At 70.7% G+C, this 25708-nt stretch carries 23 protein-coding genes; 11 read left to right on the top strand and 12 right to left on the bottom strand.

All coding sequences use genetic code 11. The features are described from left to right. Positions 1-136: 136 nt before the first annotated feature. The 4 genes from ABZ880_RS03705 to ybaK all read left to right on the top strand — a co-directional run bounded on the left by ABZ880_RS03705 (position 137) and on the right by ybaK (position 4157). Positions 137-1723 carry an oxidoreductase gene (locus ABZ880_RS03705; protein ID WP_361256271.1) on the top strand — a complete coding sequence of 529 codons (1587 nt, stop codon included), beginning with the start codon at positions 137-139 and terminating at the stop codon, positions 1721-1723. Between the two features lie 131 nt (positions 1724-1854). Then, positions 1855-2892 carry a hypothetical protein gene (locus tag ABZ880_RS03710; protein WP_361256274.1) on the top strand — a complete coding sequence of 346 codons (1038 nt, stop codon included), beginning with the start codon at positions 1855-1857 and terminating at the stop codon, positions 2890-2892. 11 nt (positions 2893-2903) lie between these two features. After that, entirely contained in the window at positions 2904-3644 is a 741-nt protein-coding gene (locus ABZ880_RS03715) for an LON peptidase substrate-binding domain-containing protein (RefSeq protein WP_361256277.1), read from the top strand. A gap of 12 nt (positions 3645-3656) precedes the next feature. Beyond that, positions 3657-4157, top strand: a complete 501-nt coding sequence (ybaK, locus tag ABZ880_RS03720) for a Cys-tRNA(Pro) deacylase (RefSeq protein ID WP_361256279.1) — start codon at positions 3657-3659, stop codon at positions 4155-4157. Positions 4158-4287: 130 nt separating this feature from the next. On the opposite strand, the gene ABZ880_RS03725 is transcribed toward ybaK, so the two are convergent. The 4 genes from ABZ880_RS03725 to ABZ880_RS03740 form a co-directional block, all read right to left on the bottom strand. Then, entirely contained in the window at positions 4288-4998 is a 711-nt protein-coding gene (locus ABZ880_RS03725; protein WP_361256282.1) for an AAA family ATPase, read from the bottom strand. 34 nt (positions 4999-5032) lie between these two features. Beyond that, positions 5033-5857, bottom strand: a complete 825-nt coding sequence (locus tag ABZ880_RS03730; RefSeq protein WP_361256285.1) for an ABC transporter permease — start codon at positions 5855-5857, stop codon at positions 5033-5035. 88 nt (positions 5858-5945) lie between these two features. Beyond that, positions 5946-6917 carry an ABC transporter ATP-binding protein gene (locus ABZ880_RS03735; protein ID WP_361257068.1) on the bottom strand — a complete coding sequence of 324 codons (972 nt, stop codon included), beginning with the start codon at positions 6915-6917 and terminating at the stop codon, positions 5946-5948. A gap of 122 nt (positions 6918-7039) precedes the next feature. Next, positions 7040-8254: an NYN domain-containing protein gene (locus ABZ880_RS03740; protein ID WP_361256288.1), complete on the bottom strand. Its 1215-nt coding sequence runs from the start codon at positions 8252-8254 to the stop codon at positions 7040-7042. 234 nt (positions 8255-8488) lie between these two features. Between ABZ880_RS03740 and ABZ880_RS03745 the strand changes: the two genes are divergently transcribed. Beyond that, the gene (locus tag ABZ880_RS03745) at positions 8489-8653 is read left to right on the top strand and encodes a hypothetical protein (protein ID WP_361256290.1); all 165 of its coding nucleotides are present in this window, start codon (positions 8489-8491) and stop codon (positions 8651-8653) included. Positions 8654-8736: 83 nt separating this feature from the next. Here ABZ880_RS03745 and dnaE read toward each other — a convergent pair whose 3' ends face one another. Next, positions 8737-12276 carry a DNA polymerase III subunit alpha gene (dnaE, locus tag ABZ880_RS03750; protein ID WP_361256293.1) on the bottom strand — a complete coding sequence of 1180 codons (3540 nt, stop codon included), beginning with the start codon at positions 12274-12276 and terminating at the stop codon, positions 8737-8739. 203 nt (positions 12277-12479) lie between these two features. Between dnaE and ABZ880_RS03755 the strand changes: the two genes are divergently transcribed. The 5 genes from ABZ880_RS03755 to ABZ880_RS03775 all read left to right on the top strand — a co-directional run bounded on the left by ABZ880_RS03755 (position 12480) and on the right by ABZ880_RS03775 (position 17694). Then, positions 12480-13805, top strand: a complete 1326-nt coding sequence (locus ABZ880_RS03755) for a DUF2252 domain-containing protein (protein WP_361256295.1) — start codon at positions 12480-12482, stop codon at positions 13803-13805. 67 nt (positions 13806-13872) lie between these two features. Next, entirely contained in the window at positions 13873-14565 is a 693-nt protein-coding gene (locus ABZ880_RS03760; RefSeq protein WP_361256298.1) for a hypothetical protein, read from the top strand. A gap of 76 nt (positions 14566-14641) precedes the next feature. Beyond that, positions 14642-15451, top strand: coding sequence for a thioredoxin domain-containing protein (locus ABZ880_RS03765; protein WP_361256301.1), 810 nt, complete (start codon positions 14642-14644; stop codon positions 15449-15451). A gap of 118 nt (positions 15452-15569) precedes the next feature. Next, on the top strand, positions 15570-17252 hold the full coding sequence (locus ABZ880_RS03770) for an alkaline phosphatase D family protein (protein ID WP_361256304.1): 1683 nt from the start codon (positions 15570-15572) through the stop codon (positions 17250-17252). A 106-nt stretch (positions 17253-17358) separates the two neighbouring features. Next, positions 17359-17694 (top strand): hypothetical protein, encoded by a 336-nt coding sequence (locus tag ABZ880_RS03775; RefSeq protein WP_361256308.1) that lies wholly within the window; start codon positions 17359-17361, stop codon positions 17692-17694. 7 nt (positions 17695-17701) lie between these two features. Here ABZ880_RS03775 and ABZ880_RS03780 read toward each other — a convergent pair whose 3' ends face one another. Beyond that, the gene (locus ABZ880_RS03780; protein ID WP_361256311.1) at positions 17702-18271 is read right to left on the bottom strand and encodes a dienelactone hydrolase family protein; all 570 of its coding nucleotides are present in this window, start codon (positions 18269-18271) and stop codon (positions 17702-17704) included. Positions 18272-18378: 107 nt separating this feature from the next. Between ABZ880_RS03780 and ABZ880_RS03785 the strand changes: the two genes are divergently transcribed. After that, positions 18379-19503 carry a mechanosensitive ion channel domain-containing protein gene (locus ABZ880_RS03785; protein ID WP_361256314.1) on the top strand — a complete coding sequence of 375 codons (1125 nt, stop codon included), beginning with the start codon at positions 18379-18381 and terminating at the stop codon, positions 19501-19503. Positions 19504-19777: 274 nt separating this feature from the next. Here ABZ880_RS03785 and ABZ880_RS03790 read toward each other — a convergent pair whose 3' ends face one another. From ABZ880_RS03790 to ABZ880_RS03815, 6 genes are all read right to left on the bottom strand, one after another. Beyond that, complete coding sequence (locus ABZ880_RS03790) at positions 19778-20518, bottom strand: SDR family oxidoreductase (protein ID WP_361256317.1); 741 nt, start codon at positions 20516-20518, stop codon at positions 19778-19780. A 58-nt stretch (positions 20519-20576) separates the two neighbouring features. Then, positions 20577-22163: a Na+/H+ antiporter gene (locus tag ABZ880_RS03795; RefSeq protein WP_361256320.1), complete on the bottom strand. Its 1587-nt coding sequence runs from the start codon at positions 22161-22163 to the stop codon at positions 20577-20579. A gap of 93 nt (positions 22164-22256) precedes the next feature. Beyond that, a complete protein-coding gene (locus tag ABZ880_RS03800) occupies positions 22257-22730 on the bottom strand; it encodes a GNAT family N-acetyltransferase (RefSeq protein ID WP_361256323.1) in 474 nt (157 codons plus the stop codon). Further along, entirely contained in the window at positions 22727-23671 is a 945-nt protein-coding gene (locus tag ABZ880_RS03805; protein WP_361256326.1) for an RluA family pseudouridine synthase, read from the bottom strand. The genes ABZ880_RS03800 and ABZ880_RS03805 overlap by 4 nt, the downstream gene beginning before the upstream one ends. Before the next feature lie 58 nt (positions 23672-23729). Next, positions 23730-24305 carry a signal peptidase II gene (gene lspA, locus ABZ880_RS03810; RefSeq protein WP_361256328.1) on the bottom strand — a complete coding sequence of 192 codons (576 nt, stop codon included), beginning with the start codon at positions 24303-24305 and terminating at the stop codon, positions 23730-23732. Between the two features lie 61 nt (positions 24306-24366). Next, the gene (locus ABZ880_RS03815) at positions 24367-25638 is read right to left on the bottom strand and encodes a TraR/DksA family transcriptional regulator (RefSeq protein ID WP_361256331.1); all 1272 of its coding nucleotides are present in this window, start codon (positions 25636-25638) and stop codon (positions 24367-24369) included. Between the last annotated feature and the right edge of the window lie 70 nt (positions 25639-25708).

Consider the following 25708-nt stretch of genomic DNA (forward strand, 5'->3'; position numbering starts at 1 on the left):
GGGTTCGCCGTCGTCCGCGCGTATCAATGGCTGATACAGAACCCCGGCGGAACCCGGAAGATCGCCTTCACGTCCTGTGCTTCGGGTGTTACCCAGCGGGCATGAACGGTTGTGCGAGCACTGGACTGGAGGAGTAGTGACCGAGGGGGCCGGCCTGCGCGCCGGAGACGCCGGAGATCTGCCGGACGATCTGACCGCCGCCGAGGCCGGCATGTGGCAGGCCTTCCGCAACGGCACCGTGTACGACCTGAGCAGCGGGGACACGGTCGTGGACGATCCGCACGGCGGGCACCCGTGGGGACCCGAGCGGACCGTGCGGGCGCGGATCGTGTGCTGGCTGCTGCTGGACGGCCCGCCCGCGCTCGCGGGCCGGGTGTCCTCGCTGAAGCTGCGCGGCGTGCAGATCAGCGGCACCCTCGACCTCGCGGGCGGCACGGTGGTGCCGTACGTCGAGATGCGCGGCTGCCGCTTCGAGCGGGACGTCCTGCTGCCGGAGGCCCGCTTCACCACCGCACGTCTGGTGGACTGCTCGGTGCCCCGGCTGGAGGCGGCCCGGGTCCACACGGAGGGCGACCTGCATCTCCCCCGCTGCCGCTTCCACAACGGCGTACGGCTGACCGACGCGCACATCGGTACGGATCTGATGCTCAACCAGGCGATCGTCTACCGCGACCGCAGCGGCCGCTCGATCGCCGCCGACGGCATGACCGTGGGCCAGGACCTGCAGGCCGAGCTGCTGGAGTCGCACGGCGAGCTGAGCCTGCGCAGTGCCACGGTCGGCGTGTCGCTGAGCCTGCGCGGCGCCCGCCTGTCCAACCCGTACGGCCGGCTCGCGCTGAACGCCCCCCAGCTGACCGTCGAGCGCACGCTGTACCTGACCCCGGCGGGCGTCGGCGCGTCGATGCTGAGCGGCGCGACCCCCGCGCGCGGGACGCGCATCCAGCGCTTCGAGTGCGAGGGCGGGGTGCGCCTGGACGACGGGCGGTTCGGGGACGCGGTCGACCTGGAGCGGGCCCGGTTCGCCTTCACCGACGACCAGGAGCTGTCGCTGCGCCGCGTGCAGACGCCCGAGCTGCGCTTCCTCGGGGAGCGGCCGCAGCGCGGCAAGGTCGTGCTGTCGGGCGCGCGGGTGGTCAACCTGGTCGACCGGTCGAGCGCCTGGCCGGCACCGGGCAACCTCCACATGGGCGGTTTCTCCTACGAGAACCTGGTGCCGCAGGGTCCCTTCCCGCTGACCGAGCGGCTGGACTGGGTGGCCGCCGCGACCGCCGAGTACAACCCGGAGCCGTACGAACGACTGGCCTCCGTGCTGCGGGCCGGCGGCGAGGACGAGGACGCGCGCGAGGTGCTGCTCGCCAAGCAGCGCCGGCGCCGCGAGAGCCTCCCCATCGCCGCCAAGCTCTGGGGGTACGCGCAGGACTGGACGGTGGCCTACGGCTACCGGCCGGGCCGGGCCGCCGTATGGATGGCGCTGCTGTGGGCGGCGGGCTCGCTGGCCTTCGCGCACGCCAGCCATCCGCCGGTGCAGCCCGGGCAGCAGCCGCCGTGGAACCCGGCCCTGTTCGCCCTCGACCTGCTGCTCCCGGTCATCGACCTGGGCCAGGTCGGCGTCTGGCGGCTGAGCGGCGGCTGGCAGTGGCTGGCCGCGGCGCTGATCCTGCTGGGCTGGATCCTGGCGACGTCCGTCGCGGCGGGAGCCACGAGGCTGCTGAGACGCAGCTGAAGTCCGGGGAGAACCGAGGCCTCGCACACACCAGCCGCACAGCTACCCTTTACCTGCACTTGACCAATCGGCGTACAACTTTCCACGAGTTGCCGATGGGCCCTGGCGCCGGGTTGACCTGCAGCCTTTCAATGGTCGACACCATGGCTCTGCTGCATCCCTTCAGCCGCACGGCCCGGACCGCCCGGACCGCTCCGCGCCCCGCCGCCGGACTCCCCGCCGACGACGAGGTGCTGCTCGACGCCCCCGACGACCGCCTCGGGCCCGCGCTGGTCGCGGCCGCCCGCGGCGAGCACGGACCCGCGGCCGAGCTGCTGGCCGGCACGCGCGCGCGTGCCGAGTGGGAGTACCGCGACCGGTACACCCGACGCCTCGCGGCCTTCGCGCGCTCGCGCCCCGAGTGGCTGCAGAGCTGGTCGGCCACCGCCCCGCACGACCCGGACGCGCTGCTGGTGAGCGCCCAGGTCGCGGTGGACCGCGCCTGGGACTCGCCGGCGCGCGCGGAGCTGCTGCGCGAGGTGAGCCCCCTGATCACGGCCGCCGCGCGCGGCGACGACCGCGACCCGGTGCCGTGGCGCCTGGCGCTGGACCACGCGCGCGGTGCGAACGCCGGCCACAAGTACTTCGGCGAGCTGTGGGAGGCGGCCGTACGGCGCGCCCCGCACCACTACGGCTGTCATGCGGCGGCCCTGCGCTACCTGGCCGCCTCCTGGCAGGGCTCGCACAGCGAGTGCTTCGACTTCGCCGACCGGGCGGCGCAGGACGCTCCGTCCGACTCGCTCATCCAGGCGCTGCCGTCGCGCGCGGCCTTCGCGTATCTGACCGACGGGCACGGCGTCGAGGTGCCGCGGGAGCGGCTGGACGCGGCCGCCGACCGGGCGATCGCGCTCTCCGTCCGCTTCCCGGCGGCGGACCCGTGGCCGGCCGAGGTCCGCAACAAGCTGATGTACGTCCTCGTGCGTCTGGACCGCTGGCAGGAGGCCCTCACCGAGGCCCACCGGATCGGCCCGTACGCCACGTCCTTCCCCTGGAGCCGGTTGTCGGACGACCCGCTGGCCATGTTCCTGAAGGTGCGCGCCGACATCCGCACCCGCACGGACGGGCCTGCGGACCCGTCCCGGCATCCACAGAATGAGCGTGCCGGACGGGCCCGCTCCGGAGACCACTAGGCTTTTGCGTCGTGACCACCGTCCGCCTCCCGCTCTTCCCCCTGAACTCGGTGCTGTTCCCGGGGTTGGTGCTTCCGTTGAATGTCTTCGAGGAGCGCTATCGCGCCATGATGCGCGAGCTGCTCAAGACCCCCGAGGACGAGCCGCGCCGCTTCGCCGTCGTGGCGATCCGCGACGGCCACGAGGTGGCACCGAGCGCACCCGGTATGCCCGATCCCACGGCGCTGCCCGACAGCGGCCCCGCGGCCGGCTTCGGCCCCGACCCGGCGAAGTCGTTCCACGCGACCGGCTGCGTGGCGGACGCGGCGACCATCCGGGAGCGCGCCGACGGCACCTTCGAGGTCCTGGCGACGGGAACGACCCGGGTGCGCCTGGTGTCGGTGGACGCGTCGGGCCCGTATCTGACGGCGGAGCTGGAAGAGCTCCCGGAGGACCCGGGCGACGAGGCGGGCGCGCTGGCCGAGGGTGTGCTGCGCGCGTTCCGCCAGTACCAGAAGCGCCTGGCGGGCGCGCGGGAGAGGTCGCTCTCGACGGGCGCCGACCTCCCGGACGAGCCCTCGGTCGTCTCCTACCTGGTGGCGGCGGCGATGATGCTGGACACGCCCACCAAACAGCGCCTGCTCCAGGCCCCGGACACCGCGTCCCGCCTGCGCGACGAACTGAAACTCCTGCGCGCCGAGACGGCGATCATCCGTAGCCTGCCGTCACTGCCGGCGTCGGACCTGACGCGCGGCCGGACGAGCCTCAACTGAAACGGGCCGAGGATGGCGAAGAAGTCCAAGAACCAGCAGCAGGGCGGCACACCGGCGACGGTGGCCCTGACGTCGGCGGGAGTGCCGTACACGATCCACTCCTACGACCACGACCCCTCCCACCCCTCCTACGGCGAGGAGGCGGCGGAGGCGATGGGCGTGTCGCCGGACCGCGTCTTCAAGACCCTGGTGGCGGACGTGGACGGCGCCCTGACGGTGGCCGTGGTCCCGGTGGCGGGTTCCCTGGACCTGAAGGCCCTGGCCTCGGCGGTGGGCGGAAAGCGCGCGGCGATGGCCGACCCGTCCCTGGCCGAACGCACCACGGGCTACGTCCGGGGTGGCATCTCGCCCCTGGGCCAGCGCAAGAAGCTGCGTACGGTCCTGGACGCCTCGGCCTCGGCCCACTCCACGATCTGCATCTCGGCGGGCCGCCGGGGTCTTGAGGTGGAGCTGTCCCCCGAGGACCTCGCCAAGCTCACGGAAGCGGTGGTGGCCGCCATCGGGCGTGCGTGACCTCTCGACGACCCTCCCTCGCTCGGTTAAGAACGAGGGACATGTCGAAGAAAACGCGGAAACGCAAGTGGCGCACCAAGAAGGGCCGCTCGAACCACGGCCACCGTCCGGCATGACCCCTACGTGACTCCTACGGCAGCGGAGCCCCGTACGGATCCGTCTGGACGGGGCTCTGCTGATACGGCTCCGGGTCCCTGGGGCCGAACAGCGCGGTCAGGCCGAGGTGCACGACCAGCGCGGCCAGCGACCAGGCCAGCAGCGCGCCCTTGGCTCCCAGCTTCAGCGGTGCCGAGAAGGTGACGCCCTTGCCCGCCTGCTTGGCGTGGGCGATCACGTCCTGCGCGGGCCCGAGCCAGACCCCCACCTTCCAGGCGAGCAGGGACCCGAGCAGTCCCCCGACCCCCAGGGCCACGACCAGCGGCACTCCGCCACGCCGGCGCCAGAGAAAGGCCGCCAGCGCACTCACCGCACCGAAGGCCAGCGCAAGCAGGGTGAACGTTCCGTCCACCCCGATCGCCTGCTCCCCCTCGCTGTCGGAGAGGTAGACGACCCAGCCGCCGTTCACCACGTCCCCGACCAGCGGCACATGCGGCGCCAGCCACCACCACAGCACCCCGAGCAGCACCCCGCCGAGCGCCACCGCCGCCGCGATCACGGCGGCCTCCCGCACTTCGGTCTTCATTCCGGGCCCGTCCTGTCCGTACGTGCCGTCCCAGGCGGCGTCATGGGGCGCGGGCCCCGCATACGCGCCGGCGGGCAACTGCCACGCGTTGTTCGGAGCCTGGGCAGACTGCGAAGATCGTTCATGCGGCGGCGGAGGCGGAGTCAACGGTGCGGTCACCCTGACATCGTGCCAGGCCCGCCTGTGCGGCGCGTCACCGGACGGCCGCCCGACGATAGGCCCAGGTGGCGACGGCGAGCGAGACGACCCCGACCCCGGCGCACACGGCGAGGTCCCCGACCACGAAGGCCCAGTCGGGACGCTCCCCGAAGGTCCGCGCGAAGGCCTCGACCCCGTAGGTCGACGGCAGCAGATCGCGCGCGAACCGCACGACCTCCGGCATCCGGTCGGCCGGCAGCACCCCCAGCAGCAGCGCCGCGGACATGCCCAACTGCCCGAGCAGCGTGGCCAGTTCCGGCCGCGGCGCCAGCAGCCCGAGCGCGGCACCGAGCCCGGCCAGCGAGGCCCCGGCGAGCGGGATCACCGCCGCGAGCACCCACAGGTTCCCCAGCGGCAGCCCGAACAGCACGCCCCCGAACGCGGCGGTCACCACGGTCCCGGGCACGGTGAACGAGGCGTACGCCCCGGCCGCCCCCAGCACCACGGCCGCCGGAGGCACCGGCAGCGTCGCGTAGTGGTCGAGGCCGCCGCTGCCGCGCAGCTGGCCGAAGTACTGCGCGAGCAGGTTCAGCCCGACGTACGCCACCACCAGCACGGACGAGCCCGCGACCACGAACCGGGCGGCGTCGCTCCCGGCGTCCACGACCCCGCGCATCATGATCAGGATGCCGACCGACTGGAACGTCGCCACGAACAGCAGCGGGATCCGCGCCACCCGGGCCCGGGACAGCTGCGCCCGGTACACCGCGCACAGGGACGGCCACAGCCTGGCCCGCGGCGCGAGCTCGGCCTCGCCCAGGGCTGTCTCGTCGGCGGCCCGCGCACCGCCCGCCAGGACATCGGCGGATACGACACTCACCTCGAGCTGCTCCTCTTCGCTCCAGCGGTCACCCGGTCAGTCACCCGGTCCGCTCCGCAGACGCACACGGATTCGGCGGCTCGTGTGCTCATGCCTTCACCAGCCCCTGCCCATGGCCGCCCAGCGACAGGTACACGTCCTCCAGGCTCGGCGTGGCCAGCGTGAAGTCGTCCAGCGCGGCGAAGGCGCTGCCGCCGGTGACGGTGGCGACGACCGCGCGGGCCTCCTCGGGGGCGAGCCTGAGCGTCCAGCGGCGCCCGGACGCGACGGCCCGCTCCTGGAGCGCGGCGACCTCCGGGACGTGCAGCGGCGCGGCCTCGCGCCACACCAGCTCGACCCGCACCTCCCCGGCGACCTGCTCCTTGAGCCCGGCCGGGGTGTCGCAGGCGATCACCCGCCCCTGGTCGAGCACGGCGACCCGGTCGAGGACGGTCTCGGCCTCGATGACGTTGTGGGTGACGAGCAGCACGGTCGCCCCGCGCTCGGCCCGCCGCCGGTCCACGGCCGCCCACACGGCCCGCCGGGCCACCGGATCCATGCCGGTGGTCGGCTCGTCGAGCACCAGCAGCGGCCGCTCCCCGACCAGCGCGGCGGCGACACACGCCAGCCGCCGCTGCCCGCCGGACAGCTTCTTCAGCGGCCGCCCGGCGATCGCCGTGAGCCCGAGCTCCTCGAGTACGGCGTCCCGCTCGTCCCGCGCGTGACGGGCCTCGAGCCCGCGCAGCCGCCCGGTCGTCTCGGCGGCCAGCGCCACCGTCAGCTCGTCCAGCGCGGTCGACTCCTGCCCGAGGTAGGCGAGGATCCGCGCGGCCCGCTCCGGGTGCCGCACGATGTCGTGCCCGAGGATCTCGACGCGGCCGGCGTCGGGCCGCATCAGCCCGGTCAGCTGCCGTACGAGAGTGGATTTTCCGGCGCCGTTCGGCCCGAGGAGCCCGAAGATCTCACCGCGCCGGATGTCCAGCCGTACGTCGTCGGTGGCCCGCACGGCGGGAGTTCCCGGGGTGCCCCGGCGTCCTCGTACGGCCGGATAGGTCTTGGTCAGTCCGCGCACCGCGCACACGACGTCCCCGCCGTGCCGAAGTGCCTGTGCCGCGCGCGTACTCACAAAGGACGAGGGTACGGGGTCCACCGGCCCCGCCCGGTCTCGGGTTGCCCCATAACGGCAAATCCGCCGGTAAAGAACTACTCACCCGCGGGGGCGTGCTCCGCGGCCGTGCGCACGTCGATCTCCCGCCAGAAACCGGCCCGGATCGCGTACCGGTCGTGCTCGTCGATCTGGTCGTCCTTGTGCGCGAGCAGGCCGAACCGGGCGGCGTAGCGCAGCAGCTCCCCGTCGATGCGGTGCGGGACCCGCGGGTACATCCCGGACAGCTTCTGCAGATGGCTCTGGTCGCCCAGCCGCTCCATCCACCGCCGCGCGAACACCTGCCCCACCTCGTAGGGATCGCCGCCGACCGTGGTGATGTCCTCCTCCCGGTCGGCCCACCGCTGCTCCGCGGTGGTCAGCTGCGCCAGCGTCGGCATCGAGGCGACGTCGGGCGGCTCGGCGGCGGGCCGGTCGACCCAGCCCTTGTCGGAGGACCAGCGCAGCGTGGCGTTGGCGGGTTGCGGAGCGGGGTGCACGCCGGGGGCGCGCAGGGCGGCCAGGTCCTTGGGTGTGGGTACGCCCTTGGGCGCGGGGACCCGCTCCTGCGTGCCGTTCTCCGAGACGGCGGCCGCCGGAGCGTGTTCGCCCTCCTCGGCGGTCCGCTCGGGCGCGGGGGCCAGCGCGTTGTCCGGCAGCGGCGCGGACAGGATCGCGGCGATCTCGGGCCGGGGTGCGGGCGGCGGCGCGCACACCCCGCCGAGCTCCTTGGCCCGTACGGCCTTGGTGATCCATGTCCGGTCGAGAACGCGCCGCTCGTCCGCCTCGGCGACCAGGTCCTCGGACTGGTTGTAGTCCCCGTCGGCGGCCTGCACGGCCCACAGGTGTACGGCGACGCCGTGCTCCTTGGCGGCCATCATGCCCGGCAGCAGATCGCCGTCGCCGGTGACGAGGACGACGTCGGAGCAGGCGCGGTTGCGGGCGAGCTCGGTGAGCTCGGCGTGCATGGCGGCGTCGACGCCCTTCTGGGCCCAGCGTCCGTCGCTGCGGGTCAGGGCGCCGAGCCGGACGGTGACCCGGGGCATCACGCGCAGCCTGCGGTGCTCGGGCTGCGGGACGCGGTCGGGGGCGCCGTCGAACCAGTAGATGCGCAGCAGCGGCCGCTCGGTGTCGGACTCGGCGCGTTCGCGAAGACCCTGGATCAGGGCGGCGTGGTCGACGGTGATGCGGGAGCGGGAGGGCTCCCCGGCGAGGAGACTGGCGGCGGCCCCCAGCAGATACCCGGCGTCCACCAGGACGATGCAGCGGTCCACGGGATCCACCCTCTTTCCGGGAGGTTTGCTTCGGGCTTCCTTCGAGTCTGCCCGACTGCGCGGGGGTTAACGGCCCGAACTCGATCTTCGGCGTGGCGTTTCGGGCCCCGACCGGCGGCCTCGCGCACCGACAAGCCCTGTAACAGACGGTAATTATCCGAAATGCATTCCTTGTCAGCCTATGTGAATCTGGTCCCGGCCCTGGCCCCTAGATCCCCCACAGGAGGCAGAACCATGGCCAAGAACAAGAACCGTGAGCGAAAACAGCCGCAGTCCGAGCGCGCTCAGCAGACGGCCCAGCACTCCTCGATCGAGTCGCAGGCCGAGCAGCGTTCGACCCCGGTCACTCCTGGTGACATGGCGCGCAAGGGCAAGCAGAAGCGCTTCGGCCACAACTGACATCTGCATATCGGGTTGTTGAGACCCAGGCACACAGAGGGGCGCACCCGGCACCGGGTGCGCCCCTCGCGCATGCATGTCGCTCAGCCGGCCAGGCAGGACGGTCCGAGCAGTACCTTCAAGTCACCGAAGAGCGCCGGATCCGGCTTCACCCGATGCCGGTCGAGGCGCAGCACCGTCGTCTTCGTCGGGCCCTGGAGCTTGATCCGCACCTCGCTGTCGCCCTTGTGGTGGCTGAGGATCTCGCCGAGGCGGCTGACCATCGGCGGGGTGACCCGGGTGGCCGGGATGGTGAGGATCACGGGCGCGTTGGTGCCCGCGTTCGACAGGTCGGGGACCTGGAGCTCCATCGCGACCAGGCGCGGCACGTCCTCGCGCTTGTCGAGGCGGCCCTTGACGAACACCACGGCGTCCTCGACGAGTTGGGTCGACACCAGCTGGTAGGTCGCCGGGAAGAACATGCACTCGATGGAGCCGGCGAGGTCCTCCACGGTGGCGATCGCCCAGGCGTTGCCCTGCTTGGTCATCTTGCGCTGCAGGCCCGAGATGATACCGCCGATGGTGACGACCGCGCCGTCCGCGTGCTCACCTCCGGTGAGCTGGGCGATGCCCGCGTCGGCCTTGTCGGACAGCACGTGCTCCAGGCCGAAGAGCGGGTGGTCGGAGACGTACAGGCCGAGCATCTCCCGCTCCTGGGCGAGCAGATACGACTTCTCCCACTCCTCGGTGGTGAACTCGACGTCGAGTCCGAAGCCGGGCTCGCTGCTCTCCTCCTCGCCCATCCCGCCGAAGAGGTCGAACTGGCCCTCGGCCTCCTTGCGCTTGACCGCGACCACGTTGTCGATCATCGGCTCGAACTGTGCGGTGAGGCCCTTGCGGGTGTGCCCCAGGGTGTCGAACGCGCCCGCCTTGATCAGCGATTCCGTGGTCCGCTTGTTGCAGGCGACCGCCTCGACCTTGTCGAGGTAGTCGGGGAAGGAGGCGTACTTCCCCTTCGCCTTGCGGGACTTGATGATCGACTCGACGACGTTCGTACCGACGTTGCGCACGGCCTCGAGGCCGAAGAGGATCACGTCGTCGCCCTGCGCGGCGAAGTTGTGCACCGACTCGTTGACGTTCGGCGGGAGCACCTTGATGCCCATGCGGCGGCACTCGTTGAGGTAGACGGCCGACTTGTCCTTGTCGTCCTTGACCGAGGTGAGCAGCCCGGCCATGTACTCGGCGGGGTGATTCGCCTTCAGATAGGCGGTCCAGTAGGAGACCAGGCCGTACGCGGCGGAGTGCGCCTTGTTGAAGGCGTAGCCGGCGAAGGGGACCAGCACGTCCCACAGGGCCTGGATGGCCTCGTCGCTGTAGCCCTTGTCCCGGGCGCCCTTCTGGAACAGGACGAAGTTCTTGGCCAGTTCGTCGGGCTTCTTCTTGCCCATCACGCGGCGCAGGATGTCGGCCTCGCCGAGTGAGTACCCGGCGATGATCTGGGCGGCCTTCTGCACCTGCTCCTGGTAGACGATCAGGCCGTAGGTGACCGCCAGGACCTCTTCGAGGGGCTCCTCCAGCTCGGGGTGGATCGGGGTGATCTCCTGGAGCTTGTTCTTGCGCAGCGCGTAGTTCGTGTGCGAGTCCATGCCCATCGGGCCCGGCCGGTAGAGCGCCGACACAGCGGAAATGTCTTCGAAGTTGTCGGGCTTCATCAGGCGCAGCAGGGAGCGCATGGGGCCGCCGTCGAACTGGAAGACGCCCAGGGTGTCGCCGCGCTGGAGCAGTTCGAAGGTCTTCGGATCGTCGAGCGGCAGGGCCAGCAGGTCGAGCTCGATGCCCTTGTTGGACTTCACCATCTTGACGGCGTCGTCCATGATCGTCAGGTTGCGCAGGCCGAGGAAGTCCATCTTCAGCAGGCCGAGCGACTCGCACTGCGGGTAGTCCCACTGCGTGATGGTCACGCCGTCGGTGTGCCGCACCCAGATCGGGGCGTGGTCGACGATGGGCTCGCTGGACATGATCACGCCGGCGGCGTGCACGCCCATCTGCCGCACCAGGCCCTCGACGCCCTTGGCGGTGTCGATGACCTTCTTCACGTCCGGCTCGTTCTCGTACATCCCCCGGATCTCGCCCGCCTCGTTGTAGCGCGGGTGGGACGGGTTGGTGATGCCGTCGAGGTCGATGCCCTTGCCGAGGACGTCGGCGGGCATGGCCTTGGTGAGGCGGTCGCCCATCGCGTACGGGTAACCCAGCACGCGCGCGGAGTCCTTGATGGCGTTCTTGGCCTTGATCTTGCCGTACGTGCCGATCATGGCGACCTTGTCGGCGCCGTATTTCTCCGTCACGTACCTGATCACCTCGACGCGCCTGCGCTCGTCGAAGTCGATGTCGACGTCGGGCATGGAGACGCGCTCGGGGTTGAGGAACCGCTCGAAGATCAGACCGTGCGGGATGGGGTCGAGGTCGGTGATGCCCATGGCGTACGCGACGATCGAGCCGGCCGCGGAGCCTCGGCCGGGGCCGACCGCGATGCCGTTCTTCTTGGCCCACATGATGAAGTCGGCGACGACGAGGAAGTAGCCCGGGAACCCCATCTGGATGATGACGTCCATCTCGTACTCGACCTGCTTCTGGCGGTCGTCGGGGATGCCGCCGGGGAAGCGGCGCTCCATGCCGCGGCGGACCTCCTCCTTGAACCAGGTGACCTCGGTGAAGCCCTCGGGGATGTCGAACTTCGGCATGAGGTTCTTCGGCTCGAACATGCCGGTGGTGTCGATCTGTTCGGCCACCAGGAGGGTGTTGCGGCAGCCCTCCTGCCAGGCGTCCGAGGAGTCGATGGCGTACATCTCGTCCGTGGACTTCAGGTAGTAGCCGGTGCCGTCGAACTTGAAGCGGTCCGGGTCGGAGAGGTTCTTGCCGGTCTGGATGCACAGCAGGGCGTCGTGGGCGGTCGCCTCGTGCGCGTACGTGTAGTGCGAGTCATTGGTGACCAGGGGCGGGATGCCGAGCTTCCTGCCGATCTCCAGCAGGCCGTCGCGGACCCGGTGCTCGATGTCGATGCCGTGGTCCATCAGCTCCAGGAAGTACCGGTCCTTGCCGAAGATGTCCTGGTACTCGGCGGCCGACTTCAGCGCCTCGTCGAACTGGCCGAGGCGCAGCCTGGTCTGCAGCTCGCCCGAGGGGCAGCCGGTGGAGGCGATGAGCCCCTCGGACCACTGGGAGATGGTCTCCTTGTCCATCCGGGGCCACTTCTGCAGCCAGCCCTCGGCGTACGCGTCCGAGGAGAGCCGGAAGAGGTTGTGCAGACCCGTCGCGTTCGCCGCCCAGATCGTCTTGTGGGTGTAACCACCGGAACCGGAGACGTCGTCGCGCTTCTGGTGCGGCTGGCCCCACTGGATCTTGCGCTTGTTGCGCCGGGACTCGGGGGCGACATACGCCTCGATCCCGATGATCGGGGTGACTCCGGCCTTCGTCGCGGAATGGAAGAAGTCGTACGCCCCATGGAGGTTGCCGTGGTCGGACATGGCGATGTGGGTCATGCCCATCTCGTTGCACGCGTTGAACATGTCCTTCAGCCGCGCGGCACCGTCCAGCAGCGAGTACTGGGTGTGGACGTGCAGGTGCGTGAACGGCGGCTTTGACACGGCGTGGCCTCCAAGGAAAACGCTCGGCGACAGGCTGGCGGACAGTCTGGGGGACAGCGTCGAAGTCTATGCCTCGGCACTGACACTCGCGGGGGTTACCCGCGTACCTTGCTGCGAGGGTCACGGGCACTTCCGCGTACCTTCGCCCGTTGAAGACGACAGAAACCCTGTCGCACATGTCATGCACCAGGAGGCACCCAGCGATGTCGGTCCCCCAGCTCAACGGCGAGCAGCGCGGCGAGGAGATCCTCACCGTCTTCGAGACCGCCTTCGGCGAGCTCCTGGCCGCCGACCCGGCCGCGTTCCGGGTGAAGTTCCGCAAGATGGCGGCCTCGGCCTTCGCGTTCTACCGGGGTACGGCGTGCCTCTTCTACCGCGACCTGGACGCGGAAAAGCGGGGCGGCCCGTACCTGGACGAGCGCACCTCGCGCGTGTGGATCCACGGCGACCTGCACGCGGAGAACTTCGGCACGTACATGGACGCGAACGGCCGTCTGATCTTCAACGTCAACGACTTCGACGAGGCCTACGTCGGCCCCTTCACCTGGGACCTCAAGCGCTTCTCCGCCTCCGTCGCGCTGATCGGGTACGCGAAGGCGCTCGGCGACGACCAGATCACCGAGCTGGTCGAGGTGTACGCGGACGCCTACCGCGAGCGCATCCACGCCCTGGCGACCGGCGCCAAGAGCGACGAGGTGCCGCCCTTCACCCTGGACACCGCCCAGGGCCCGCTGCTGGACGCGCTGCGCGACGCCCGCTCGCTGACCCGCTTCGGGCTGCTCGACTCGATGACCGAGATCCGCGACTTCGAGCGCCGCTTCGCCCCCGGCGGCGGCTCCATCGAGCTGGACGCGGCCACCCGCTACAAGGTCCTCGCGGCCTTCGACGGCTACCTGGAGACGCTGCCGGACGCCTCACTGGCCCGCCCGGACTCGTACCGCGTGAAGGACGTGGTCGGCCGCCGCGGCATCGGCATCGGCTCGGCCGGTCTGCCGTCCTACAACATCCTTCTCGAGGGCCACAGCGACGCCCTGGAGAACGATGTGGTGATCTACATCAAGCAGGCCCAGACCCCGGCCGTCTCCCGGCACATCACCGACCCGGCGATCCGGGACTACTTCCAGCACGAGGGCCACCGCACGGTGATCTCGCAGCGCGCCCTGCAGGCGCACGCGGACCCGTGGCTGGGCTGGACCGAGCTGGACGGCGCGGGCCAGCTGGTCGCCGAGGTCTCGCCGTACGCGGTCGACCTGGACTGGGGCGACATCGACGACCCGGAGGAGATCGCGGCCGTCGTCGCCGACCTGGGCCGGGCCACGGCCACCATGCACGCGGCGGCGGACGACACCTCCGGCGAGTCCCTCGTGCCCTTCTCCACCGAGCGGGCCATCGACGCGGCGATCGCGGCCGACGAGGACGGCTTCGCGGAACTGCTCGTGGACTTCGCGCACAGCTACGGCGCACGCGCGCGTGCCGACCACCAGATCTTCGTGGACCTGTTCCGCAACGGCCGGATCCCGGGTCTCTAACAGTCCGTAATCTCACAGCGAGCTTTTAGGGGTCCCTTACCGGCCCACGTGACAGACTCTCCACGCTATGGACATATCCGGGACCCGCATCAGAGCGCTTCGCGCGGCGCTGTTCACGGCCTTGGTCGTGACGCTCAGCACCGCGTCGCACGTGCTGCTGTCGCGGGTCCCGCTGCCGCTGAACACGGTGGCCGCGGTCGCCGCCACCGTGTTCGTGGTCGCCTACGCCCTGGCCGGCCGCGAGCGCGGCTTCGCGCGGATCGCCGCCCTGCTGATCCCGCTGGAGCTGGCCGCCGACACGGTCTTCACCACCGGCCAGCACGTCTGCTACGGCCGCGCGGGCGGCCCCGTCGCCGGCCCTCTGCGCTCCGTCGGCTGGGACCTGCTCTGCGGCAGCAACACGCAGGTGAGCACCCCGCTGGCCCGGGTGACCGGCACCGGCACCGACCGCCTGGCATCGCTGCTCGCCCACGCCGACCCGGGCACCGCCTGGCTGCTGCTCGGCGCGCACGTGGGCGTCGGCCTCCTCGCGGCCGCCTGGCTGCGCCGCGGCGAACGGGCGCTGACCCAGCTGCTGGGGAGTGTCGCCGCGACGACATTCCGGCCGCTCCTGCTCGCGGTCGCCGCGGTGACCGTCCGGCCCGCCTCGGCGGTACGGCGCGTACGGCGTCTCGGCCTCACTACCGCGGTCGTCCGCGACCGGATCCTCGTGCACTCCCTGGGACGGCGTGGACCGCCGTGCTCGGTCGCTTCCGCCTGAGCAGCACTGAGCACAAGCAATCCCCCACACGTATCCCGCGTACGGCATGTGCGCGTCCCACATGGAGAGCATCGAGATGAGCAAGAGGAACAGCCAGGCGTCGAAGACGGCGGCCCGGGAGCGGCTGCGGGTCGAGCGCGAGCGCCAGGCCAAGCGGGCCAAGGCCAAGCGGCAGATCATCGTCGCCGCCTCGGTCGTCGCCGTTCTCGCGGCGGCGGGCGGCATAGGTTATGCCGTCGTCCAGGCCAACAAGCCCACCCACTGGGAGGCCGTGAAGGACGACAAGGTCGTCGCGCCGGCCAACACCACGGGCAAGGACGGCACGACGGTCGTCATCGGCAAGGCGAGCGCCAAGAAGACCCTCAAGATCTACGAGGACCCGCGCTGCCCCGTGTGCGCCCAGTTCGAGCAGACCGTCGGCTCGACCTTCAAGAAGGACCTCGACGCCGGCAAGTACAAGTTCCAGTACGTCGGCGCCACGTTCATCGACAACAAGGACAACGGCGAGGGCTCCAAGAACGCGCTGAGCGCCCTGGGCGCCGCCCTCAACGTCAGCGACCAGGCCTTCCTCGACTACAAGACCGCGATGTACTCGACGAAGTGGCACCCGGACGAGACGCAGGACAAGTTCAAGGACGACAGCTACCTCATCAAGGTCGCCCAGACCGTCCCCGCGCTGAAGGACAACACGAAGTTCCAGACCGCGGTCAAGAAGGGCACCTACGACGCCTGGGCGATGGCCATGTCGAAGACCTTCGACGACAACAAGGACGGCGTGACCGGCACCCCGGGCTTCGTCATGGACGGCAAGCAGCTCAACGGCGGCACCCCGCTCCTGACGGTGGCCGACTTCAACAAGGTGGTCGGCGCGGCCCTCAAGGCCTGAACCGAAGGTCAGTAACCGACCGCGCAACGGGCCCCGTAACCGACTGCGGGGAGAAGAGCGGGCGAACTTTTACGAGTTCGCCCGCTCTCGTTCATACCGATCAGTAACCTGATCGCTCGTGACCAGTCGATACAGAACACCCGGGAGCGCCGCCTCGCAGGCCGAGGGCGCCAATTCGCTTTCCCCACGCCGCCGTTCGGTCGTCAAGGCCGCGGCGGCCACTGCTGTCCTGGCCGGCCCGCTGGCCGCCGCGCTGCCCGCCCGCGCGGCCGCCGAGACCCCGCAGTTTCTGCACGGCGTGGCCTCCGGCGACCCGCTGCCCGACGGCATCCTGCTGTGGACACGGGTGACGCCCACCTCCGACGCGGTCCCCGGCTCCGGCCTCGGTGCGGACACGGAGGTCAGCTGGATCGTCGCCAAGGACAAGGCGCTGACGAACATCGTCGCCAAGGGCTCGACGACGGCGAGCGCCGCCTCCGACCACACCGTCAAGGCGGACATACGGGGCCTGCAGCCGGCCACCGACTACTGGTTCCGCTTCTCCGCGGGCGGCACGGACTCCCCGGTGGCGCGCACCCGCACCGCGCCGGCGGCGGACGCTGCCGTGACCGGCCTGCGCTTCGGCGTGGTCTCCTGCGCCAACTGGGAGGCCGGCTACTTCGCTTCGTACCGCCATCTCGCGGCCCGCAGCGATCTGGACGCCTGGCTGCACCTCGGCGACTACATCTACGAGTACAAGTCGGGCGAGTACGCGGCCCGCGGCACGGTCGTCCGCCCGCACGCGCCGGCGAACGAGATCATCACGCTCGCCGACTACCGCACCCGGCACGGCAAGTACAAGACCGACCCGGATCTGCAGGCCCTGCACCACAAGGCGCCGGTCGTCGCGATCTGGGACGACCACGAGTTCGCCGACAACGCCTGGTCGGGCGGCGCGGTCAACCACACCGAGGGCGCCGAGGGCACCTGGACCGACCGCAAGGCGGCCGCCAAGCAGGCCTACTTCGAGTGGATGCCGGTCCGCCCGGCGATCGCGGGCACGACCTACCGCCGGCTGCGCTTCGGCAAGCTCGCCGACCTGTCGCTGCTGGACCTGCGCTCCTTCCGCTCGCAGCAGGCGTCCACCGGCTCCGGCTCGGTCGACGACCCGGACCGCACCATCACCGGGCGCGCCCAACTCGACTGGCTGAAGGCCGGGTTGAAGGCCTCCGACACCACCTGGCGGCTGGTCGGCAACTCGGTGATGATCTCGCCGTTCGCCATCGGCTCCCTCTCCGCCGACCTGCTCAAGCCGCTCGCCAAGCTGCTCGGCCTGCCGCAGGAGGGCCTCGCCCTCAACACCGACCAGTGGGACGGCTACACCGACGACCGCCGTGAACTGCTGGCCCATCTGACCTCGAACGCGATCCGCAACACGGTCTTCCTGACCGGCGACATCCACATGGCGTGGGCCAACGACGTGCCGGTGGACGCCGGGACGTACCCGCTGTCGGCCTCGGCCGCCACGGAGTTCGTCATCACCTCGGTGACCTCCGACAACCTCGACGACATCGTGAAGGTCCCCGAGGGCACCGTCTCCGCGATCGCCTCGCCGATCATCAAGGCCGCCAACCGGCACGTCCACTGGGTCGACACCGACCGCCACGGCTACGGCGTCCTGGACATCACCGCCGACCGCGCGCAGATGGACTACTACGTCCTGTCCGACCGCACGAAGGCCAACGCGACCTCGACATGGGTGCGTTCGTACCGCACCCGCACGGGCACGCAGAAGGTCGAGCGGACGTACGACCCGGTGTAGCCGTCGCCAAAAATCGATCACATTTCCGATAATGCCGCGTTGGCACTACGGGACTGACGGGCCGTCATGGAGGCGGCCCGTCAATGCTGTTCAGGATTGGAGACACATGGCCACCCCCCAAAAGGCCTTCAAGAAGTCCGCAGTGCTCGCGGCCACCGTGGCCCTGGCCGGACTCGCCGGCTTCACCCAGGCCCAGGCGGCCTCCGCTGCCCCGGCCTTCGTCAATCTGACCACGGCGGAGAGCGCTCCCATATACACCAAGCCCACGTCCTCGTCGACGAGGACCCGCACGGAACCGCGGGGCACGACCCTGCGGATCGCGTGCTCGACCACCGACACCCCCTCGGGGGCGATGTGGTTCAGGATCTACGACTCCCAGCCGGCGGCCTGGGTGTGGTCCGGGCACTTCCCCTCGCAGGTCCACCCGCCGAAGGAGTGCTGACGGCCTCCTAGAGGGTCTCGAGGAAGCCGAGCGCCACCCGCCAGGTGGCCTCGGCCGCCTCCTCGTCGTAGTCCGGCAGTTCGGGGTCGGTGTAGAGGTGGCCGGCTCCGGCGTATCTGTAGATCTCCACGTCCGCGCCGGCTCTGCCCATCTGGAGATACCAGGCACTCAGCCAGTCGTCCGTCTCGAACGGGTCCGGCTCGGCCACGTGCAGCTGCACCGGCAGGTCGTCGACCGTGGCGTTCGGCGCGATGTCCGACGTGCCGTGCAGAAGCAGCAGGCCGCGGGCCTTCTCGTCGCCCAGCGCGAGGGTCTGCGCGATGGAGGCCCCGAGCGAGAACCCGGCGTACACCAGGCCCCGCTCCGAGTAGGGCGCCGCGGCCAGCACGGCTCTCTTCAGCAGCTCGTCCTTGCCGATCTCGTCCTTGAAGGCCATGCCCTCCTCGACCGTCTCGAACGTACGCCCGTCGAAGAGGTCCGGTGTCCACACCTCGTGCCCGGCGTCGCGCAGCCGGTCCGCGGCCTGGCGCACCGCGGGCCTCGGGCCGAAGGTCGAGTGGAAGAGCATGATGTTCATGAGGCCATGGTGCCAGCCGGTACTGACAACGCCGTCCGGCGGCCGTACCCACTTCGAGCCCGAAGTCACATGTTCATGACCGCCCGAGGGCGGTTAGGTTCGCAGGCATGGAGAACGTACTCCGCCCGATGTCCGTGATCGGCGGCTCGGTGGTGCTCACGCTGCTCATCGGCTGGGGCACCGACCTGCTGCTGCGCAAGGCCGACGAGCGGCACGGCGAGACCCCGCTGTGGGGCCTGCTGCGCCGCGGTCGCATCCCCTACCAGCTCGTGCTCTGCGCGGCCCTGCTCAGAGGGTCGTACGACGAGGCGAGGGTGCTGGAGGAGCACCGGGTCGCCATCGGCCAGGTGCTGACCCTGGTGCTGATCGGGTCGGCGGCATGGCTGGTGATCCGTATCGCCGCGGCCGTGGTGGAAACGTCCTACAGCCGTTACGCCCGCGCCCACCGCGACCCGGCCCGGGTCCGGCGTGTGCGCACCCAGGTGTCGCTGATCATGCGGGTGGTCTCCGCGATCGTCGGGGTGGTGGCCGCGGCCGCGATGCTGCTGACGTTCCCGGCGATGCGCGCCGCGGGCGCCTCGCTGCTGGCCTCGGCCGGCATCCTCGGCATCGTCGCCGGTGTCGCCGCCCAGTCCACGCTCAGCAACATGTTCGCCGGGCTGCAGATCGCCTTCGGCGACATGGTGCGCCTGGGCGACACGGTCGTGGTGGACGGCGAGTGGGGCACGGTCGAGGAGATCACGCTGACGTTCCTGACCGTGCGGACCTGGGACGAGCGCCGGATCACCATGCCGGTGTCGTACTTCACCTCGAAGCCCTTCGAGAACTGGTCCCGCGGCGGCACCCAGATGACCGGCATCGTCTACTGGCACCTCGACCACTCGGCTCCGGTGGAGCTGATGCGCGGGCGGCTGCGCGACATCCTGCGCGAGTGCCCGGCCTGGGACGGCCGCGACTACGGCCTCGCCGTCACCGACACCACCCCGAACACCATGCAGGTGCGGGCCCTGGTGACGGCCAAGGACGCTGACGACATATGGACGGTACGGGTCACGGTCCGCGAGCAGATGGTCCGCTGGCTGTACGAGCAGCACCCGTACGCCCTGCCCCGCGTCAACACGGCGGACGCCGCGATACCCCTCAGCCGCCGCTCCCCCGACGGCTCCCCCGACGGCTCCCCGGACGGCGCACGGCGCCGCGCACACGAGCCGCCGAGGACGGGCCGCGGCTAGGGCCTGTCCGGCGGATCAGGTCGGCTACAGGGAACGGCGCGTCTTGGCCGCCCCGAGCGGGGTCATGGTTGTGCCCCCGCGCGAGGTTGCTCGAGCGTGGGGAGCGTGCAGCTGCAAGGCGGAGGAGGGAATGACGCGGAGCGTCGGCCAGTGACGACAACGCCGCTGGGGGTCCCCCACGCCTTCAAGGCAGTGGGGGAGGGCGTGTCAGACCCCGCGACGCCGACATGATCCGCCGGACAGACCCCAAGGCCGTACGAGAGGTGCGCGGGCCTCAGTGCCCGCGCTCCGCACCGCCGTTGACCTGGATGACCTGCGAGGTGACGTGTCCCGCGCCCGGGGAGGCGAGCCAGTGCAGGGTCGCGGCGACGTCCCCGGGCGTACCGGCCCGCTTGTTCGAGGTGTCGGCGATGAGCCGCTCGCGCCGGGCGGGGTCGATCTGCGGCCCGAAGAACTCGGTGTCCTCGATGTAGCCCGGCGCCACCACGTTCGCGGTGACCCCGCGCGGCCCGAGCTCCCGGGCCAGGTCATGGGCGTACGGATGCAGCGCCGCCTTGGCGCCGCCGTACGCCCCGCTGCCGGACCCCCGGTAGGCGGCGATCGAGCTGACGAACAGCACCCGCCCGCCCGGCGAGGCGAGCCGGTCCTTCAGCGCCTCGGTCAGCAGGGCCGCGGTCAGGGTGTTGATGCGGAAGTTCACGGTCCAGTTGTGCGCGACACGGTCGAGGGGATCTTCGCTCTCGGACCCGGGCTCCAGATGCCCGGCGCCGCCGGCACCGTGGATCAGCACGTCCACGGTCCCGAACTCCCGCGCCACGAAGTCGGCGACCCCGCGCACGGCGGCCGGTTCACTGAGATCGGCCGCGTAGGTCGAAGCCCCCGCCACCGCGGCCTTCTCCAGCACCTCGGCCCGCCGCCCGAGCAGCAGGACCCGATCCCCGTCCGCCGCGAAGACATGCGCCGCCGCGAGCCCGATCCCCGTACCGCCACCACTGATCACGACATTACGAGCCATGATCCGACCCTACGCACGGGAAGCCACCGGCGTCGAACCACTTCACGGACTTGAAAGGTCACCGCAAACTACGCACGTCGAGATGGCGCAGCACCCGGTCCACGATCTCCGGATCCGCCCCGGCCTCACTGCGCGCCGCCAGCACCTCGTGCCGCGCCGCGCTCAGCATCTCGCCCTGGATCCGCCGCGCCCGTTTCAGCCTGCGCACCCGGTGTTCGTGCGCCTCGCGCCGTTCCTCGTCGCCCATGTCGGGGCTGATCCGCACCCCGATGTCGAAGGCCCGCCGCAGCATCTGCTCGGACAGCTCCTCCGGCAGCTCCTCGACCTCCTCGATCTCCCGCAGGCGCCGTTTGGCCGCCTTGGCCGCGCGGACGGCGAGCGTCTTCTCGAAGTCCTTCTCGCGCTCGGTGTCGGCCTGCACCCCCAGCCGCCTGACCAGCCACGGCAGGGTCAGCCCCTGCAGCACCAGCGTCCCCATGATCACGCCGAAGGCGATGAACACGATCTCGTCGCGGTCGGGGAAGGGCGAACCGTCGTCGGTCTTCAGCGGAATGGCCAGCGCCAGCGCCACCGAGGCCACTCCCCGCATCCCCGACCACCACATGACGACGGTCTCCCGCCAGCTCATCGGGATGTCCTCGTCGTGGTCCCGCTTCGCGTGCAGCCGCTTGGTGAGCCAGGTAGCCGGCATCAGATAGAGCAGCCGTACGACGACCACCACGGCCAGCACCACGCCCGCCCAGCCGAGCATCTCGCCCCACCGCCCGGACGCCGTGCGGATCGCGTTGTGCAGTTCGAGGCCGATCAGCCCGAACGCGACGCCCGTGACGAGCGTGTCGACGATGTCCCAGAACGCGTGCCCGGCCAGCCGTGTCATCACGTCGTCGGGGTCGGTGGCGTACTCGGCGAGGAACAGGGCGGTCGTGAGCACGGCGAGCACACCGGAGCCGTGCAGCTCCTCCGCGAGGACGTACGAGGCGTACGGCACGAGCAGTGTCAGGCCGATCTGCAGGGTCGGGTCGCCGAGCAGATCCATCAGCTTGTTGGCGCCCCAGCCGAGGGCGAGCCCCACCGCCACGGCCACCACGGCGGAGAGCACCAGGTCGAGCGCGGCCCGCCCCGGTGTGAAGCTGCCGCTGAGGGCGGCTGCGATCGCCACGTGGTACAGCACGATCGCCGTCACGTCGTTGAACAGCCCCTCGCCCTCCAGGATGGACACGAGCCGGCGCGGCAGCCCCAACTGCCCGGCGACCGCGGTCGCGGCGACCGGGTCGGGCGGCGCGACCAGCGCACCGAGCGCCACCGCGGCGGCAACCGGCAGCCCGGGCACAATGGCGTTCGCCACGGCGGCCACGCACACGGTCGTGACGAACACCAGCGCCACCGCCAGGAGGAAGATCGGCCGCCGATTGGCCGCGAACTGCCGCCAGGACGTGCGCCGCACGGCCGCGTACAGCAGCGGCGGGAGCAGCAGGGGCAGGATCAGATCCGGCGGCACATCGACGTTCGGCACGAAGTCGAGTACGGCGAGGACGATCCCGAGGAGCGTCATCAGCACCGGCGCCGGCAACCCGAACCGGTCGCCGACCGGGACACTCACCAGGGCCCCGAGCAACAGCACGAACAGCAGGGCCAACTGATCCACGGTCAGTACTCCGGGAAGGTCGACGTAAGGGCAGCAGACATCAAGCCTGCCACGCCGCCTTCCCCACGAGCCTCTTCCGCTCCCGGACAGGCTCTAGAGAGCGCGCCGCATCGCCCGGTGCGGGATGCCCGCCTCCGGGTATTCCGGCCCGTACGCCTCGTACCCCAGCCGCTCGTAGAACCCCAGCGCATGCGTCTGCGCGTGCAGATCCACCGCCGCCAGCCCGCGCGCGCGTGCCGCGTCCTCGATGGCTCGCACCAGGGCGATACCGACACCCAGCCCGCGCGCCTCCTTGGCGACGGCGAGCCGCCCCAGCGACCCCACCGTCAGGTCACCGTCGACCTTGGCCAGAGCCTTCTCCCCGTGCAGCAGCCGCCCGGTGCCGAGCGGCACCCCGTCCTCGCGCACGGCCAGCACATGGACGGCCACGGCGTCGTACTCGTCGTACTCGAGATCCTCGGGCACGCCCTGCTCGCCGACGAAGACCTCCTTGCGTACGGCGAAGCAGGCCTCCAGGTCGGCGGGGTCCTCGGCGACCCGCACCACGTACGCGCGCGTGCCGCTCATCCGTAGGTCTCCTCGCGGACCTGGTCCAGGGCCTTCTGCAGATCGGCCGGGTAGTCGCTGGCGAACTCCACCCACTGACCGTCCCCGGGGTGCTCGAAGCCGAGCCGCACGGCGTGCAGCCACTGGCGGGTCAGGTGCAGCCGCTTGGCGAGCGTCGGGTCGGCGCCGTAGGTCAGGTCGCCGACGCAGGGATGGCGGTGGGCGGCCATGTGGACGCGGATCTGGTGGGTGCGGCCGGTCTCGAGCTTGACGTCGAGGAGCGAGGCGGCGCGGAAGGCCTCGATGAGGTCGTAGTGCGTGACGGAGGGCTTTCCGTCGGCCGTGACCGCCCACTTGTAGTCGTGGTTGGGGTGGCGGCCGATGGGTGCGTCGATGGTGCCGCTGGTCGGGTCGGGGTGGCCCTGGACGAGCGTGTGGTAGCGCTTGTCGACCGTGCGCTCCTTGAACTGGCGCTTGAGCGAGGTGTACGCACGCTCCGACTTGGCGACCGCCATCAGCCCCGAGGTGCCGACGTCGAGCCGGTGCACGATGCCCTGGCGCTCGGCGGCACCGGAGGTGGAGATCCGGTATCCGGCGGCCGCCAGACCGCCGATGACGGTCGGCCCGGTCCAGCCGGGGCTGGGGTGGGCGGCGACACCGACCGGCTTGACGATCACGACCACGTCATCGTCGTCGTACACGATCTCCATGCCCTCGACCGGCTCCGCGACGATCTGCACGGGCGCGGGCGCCTGCGGCATCTCGACCTCGAGCCAGGCCCCGCCGTGCACCCGCTCGGACTTCCCGACCACCGAGCCGTCGACCGTGACCTTCCCCGCCGCGGCAAGCTCCGCGGCCTTCGTACGGGAGAAGCCGAACATGCGGGAGATGGCGGCGTCGACGCGCTCGCCCTCCAGGCCGTCGGGCACGGGCAGGGTGCGGATCTCGGGAATCGTGCTCACCCGTCGAGTATGCCGGACGGCTCCGTCAGGCCCGAACGAGCCTGTGGAAAGCCGGGGATCAGTCCTTGTGGACGGTGCCGTCCGGGTCGAGCCCCTTGAAGGACAGCAGCACGATCAGGATGCCGCCGCAGACGATCGCCGAGTCGGCCAGGTTGAAGACGGCGAAGCCCTTGGGGGCGATGAAGTCGACGACCGCGCCCTCGAAGACGCCGGGCGAGCGGAAGATCCGGTCGGTGAGGTTGCCGAGTGCACCGCCCAGCAGCAGGCCGAGTGCGATCGCCCAGGGCAGGCTGTAGAGCTTGCGGGCGAGCCGGGCGATCACCACGATCACGGCCGCCGCGATCATCGTGAAGATCACGGTGAAGGCCTCGCCGAAGCCGAAGGCCGCGCCCGCGTTGCGGATCGCCTCGAACCTCAGCCAGTCCCCGATGATCTGGATCGGCGCGTGGTGCTCCAGCTTGGCCACCACCAGCAGCTTGCTGCCCAGGTCCAGCAGGTACGCGAAGGCGGCGACCGCGAACAGCACGGCGATCTTGCGCTTGCCCTTGGGCCGCGCGGTCTCGTCCTGCTCCGGTCCGGCCCCCGCCGCCCCTGGGGAATCCGGCGTACCGATGATGCGCTCCGCCTCTGCCACGTGAGTCCCTCAACCTAGGTACCTGACTGAGGACGAGGGTACGGCACGCGCGCGTACGCCCTCAGTACCGGCGTTCCTGCTTCTGCTTGCACTCGACGCAGAGGGTGGCGCGCGGGAAGGCCTGCATACGGGCCTTGCCGATCGGGTTGCCGCAGTTCTCGCACAGACCGTAGGTGCCCGCGTCCAGCCGCTGCAGGGCGTGCTCGGTCTGGGTGAGCATTTCGCGCGCGTTGGCCGCGAGGGCCATCTCGTGCTCGCGCGTGATGTTCTTGGCTCCGGTGTCCGCCTGGTCGTCGCCCGCGCCGTCCCCGGAGTCCCGCATCAGGCCCTGGAGGGCCTGCTCGGACGACGTGATCTCGTCACGCAGCCGCTGCTCCTCGGACTGCAGCTCGGCCCGTGCCTCCTCGACCTCCTCCGGGGTCCAGGGGTCCTCGCCGGGGCGCACCGCGAGCTCGCCCGGCTCCACGGCCGCCGCGATCCGCGCCTTGGGTACGGCGGTCTTCGCCGCCGTGGCCGTGCCAGGAGTCTTCTTCGCAACCACTGTCGTGGCTCCCGTCTGCTCCGCGGCCTGAGCCGCACCCAGCTTCTTGGCCGTACTCTTCTTGCCCGCACTCTTGGCGACAGCGCCCTTCTTGCCTGCCGCACCTTTCCCGGTCGCACTCTTCGCGGCGGCGCTTTTCTTCGCCGCCGCGCTCTTCTTGCCCGTACGCTCCGTTGCCGCGCTCTTTGCTGCCGTCCTCTTTTCGGCCGCGCTCTTCGCAGCCACGTTCTTCTTGCCCGCCGTCTTCTTGCTCGCGCCTTGCCCGTCCGCGGCCTTCATGCCGGCGTCCTGCTCGACGCCGGCCGATTCGGCGACATCCTCGAGGGCGGCGCTTTTCTTACCTGTGGCCTTCTTACTTGCAGACTTCTTACCTGCGGTCTTCTTGGCTGCCGCCTTCCTCGCAACCGTCTTCTCGACGTCCTCCCCGGCCGCCGTCCCCCTCCCGCCGGCAGGCGAGCCCTTCCTCCCGGCGGCCTGCGTCCCCGTGCCCGTGGATCTCTCCGCCGACGTCTCCTCGACCGCCTTCTTCGAAGGAGCCGCACCGGAAGCAGTCGGCGTCCCGGCGGCAGCCTTCCTCCCGGCAGCCGTCTGCTTGCTCTTGCCGTCCGCCCGAGAGGCGCCCGCCTTCCCCCCGCCCGCGACCCCCCGCACCGACTTCACCGGCTTCCCCGCCCCAGCCGGCGCAGTCGCCCGCGCGCTCTTCTTCCCGCTCACATCCTTGGCCGCATCGCCGGAGGCCTGTGTGGGCCTGCCGGACGCCGACTGCTGTACGGCGGTCTTCTTCGCCACCATGGCCGCGGCCCCTTCACATATTGTGATCTTGCACGCGAATCGTGCTGGGACGATAAATCGACTTCAGCCC

Origin of the sequence: Streptomyces sp. NPDC047043, assembly GCF_040644055.1 — a bacterium.
Lineage (GTDB): Bacteria > Actinomycetota > Actinomycetes > Streptomycetales > Streptomycetaceae > Streptomyces.

Bases quoted from the DNA above. Each gene is read 5' to 3' on its own strand.
- ABZ880_RS03710 (WP_361256274.1), top strand. From the start codon at position 1,855: ATGGTCGACACCATGGCTCTGCTGCATCCCTTCAGCCGCACGGCCCGG.
- ybaK (WP_361256279.1), top strand. From the start codon at position 3,657: ATGGCGAAGAAGTCCAAGAACCAGCAGCAGGGCGGCACACCGGCGACG.
- ABZ880_RS03745 (WP_361256290.1), top strand. From the start codon at position 8,489: ATGGCCAAGAACAAGAACCGTGAGCGAAAACAGCCGCAGTCCGAGCGC.
- ABZ880_RS03755 (WP_361256295.1), top strand. From the start codon at position 12,480: ATGTCGGTCCCCCAGCTCAACGGCGAGCAGCGCGGCGAGGAGATCCTC.
- ABZ880_RS03760 (WP_361256298.1), top strand. From the start codon at position 13,873: ATGGACATATCCGGGACCCGCATCAGAGCGCTTCGCGCGGCGCTGTTC.
- ABZ880_RS03765 (WP_361256301.1), top strand. From the start codon at position 14,642: ATGAGCAAGAGGAACAGCCAGGCGTCGAAGACGGCGGCCCGGGAGCGG.
- ABZ880_RS03775 (WP_361256308.1), top strand. From the start codon at position 17,359: ATGGCCACCCCCCAAAAGGCCTTCAAGAAGTCCGCAGTGCTCGCGGCC.
- ABZ880_RS03780 (WP_361256311.1), bottom strand. From the start codon at position 18,271: ATGAACATCATGCTCTTCCACTCGACCTTCGGCCCGAGGCCCGCGGTG.
- ABZ880_RS03785 (WP_361256314.1), top strand. From the start codon at position 18,379: ATGGAGAACGTACTCCGCCCGATGTCCGTGATCGGCGGCTCGGTGGTG.
- ABZ880_RS03790 (WP_361256317.1), bottom strand. From the start codon at position 20,518: ATGGCTCGTAATGTCGTGATCAGTGGTGGCGGTACGGGGATCGGGCTC.
- ABZ880_RS03800 (WP_361256323.1), bottom strand. From the start codon at position 22,730: ATGAGCGGCACGCGCGCGTACGTGGTGCGGGTCGCCGAGGACCCCGCC.
- ABZ880_RS03815 (WP_361256331.1), bottom strand. From the start codon at position 25,638: ATGGTGGCGAAGAAGACCGCCGTACAGCAGTCGGCGTCCGGCAGGCCC.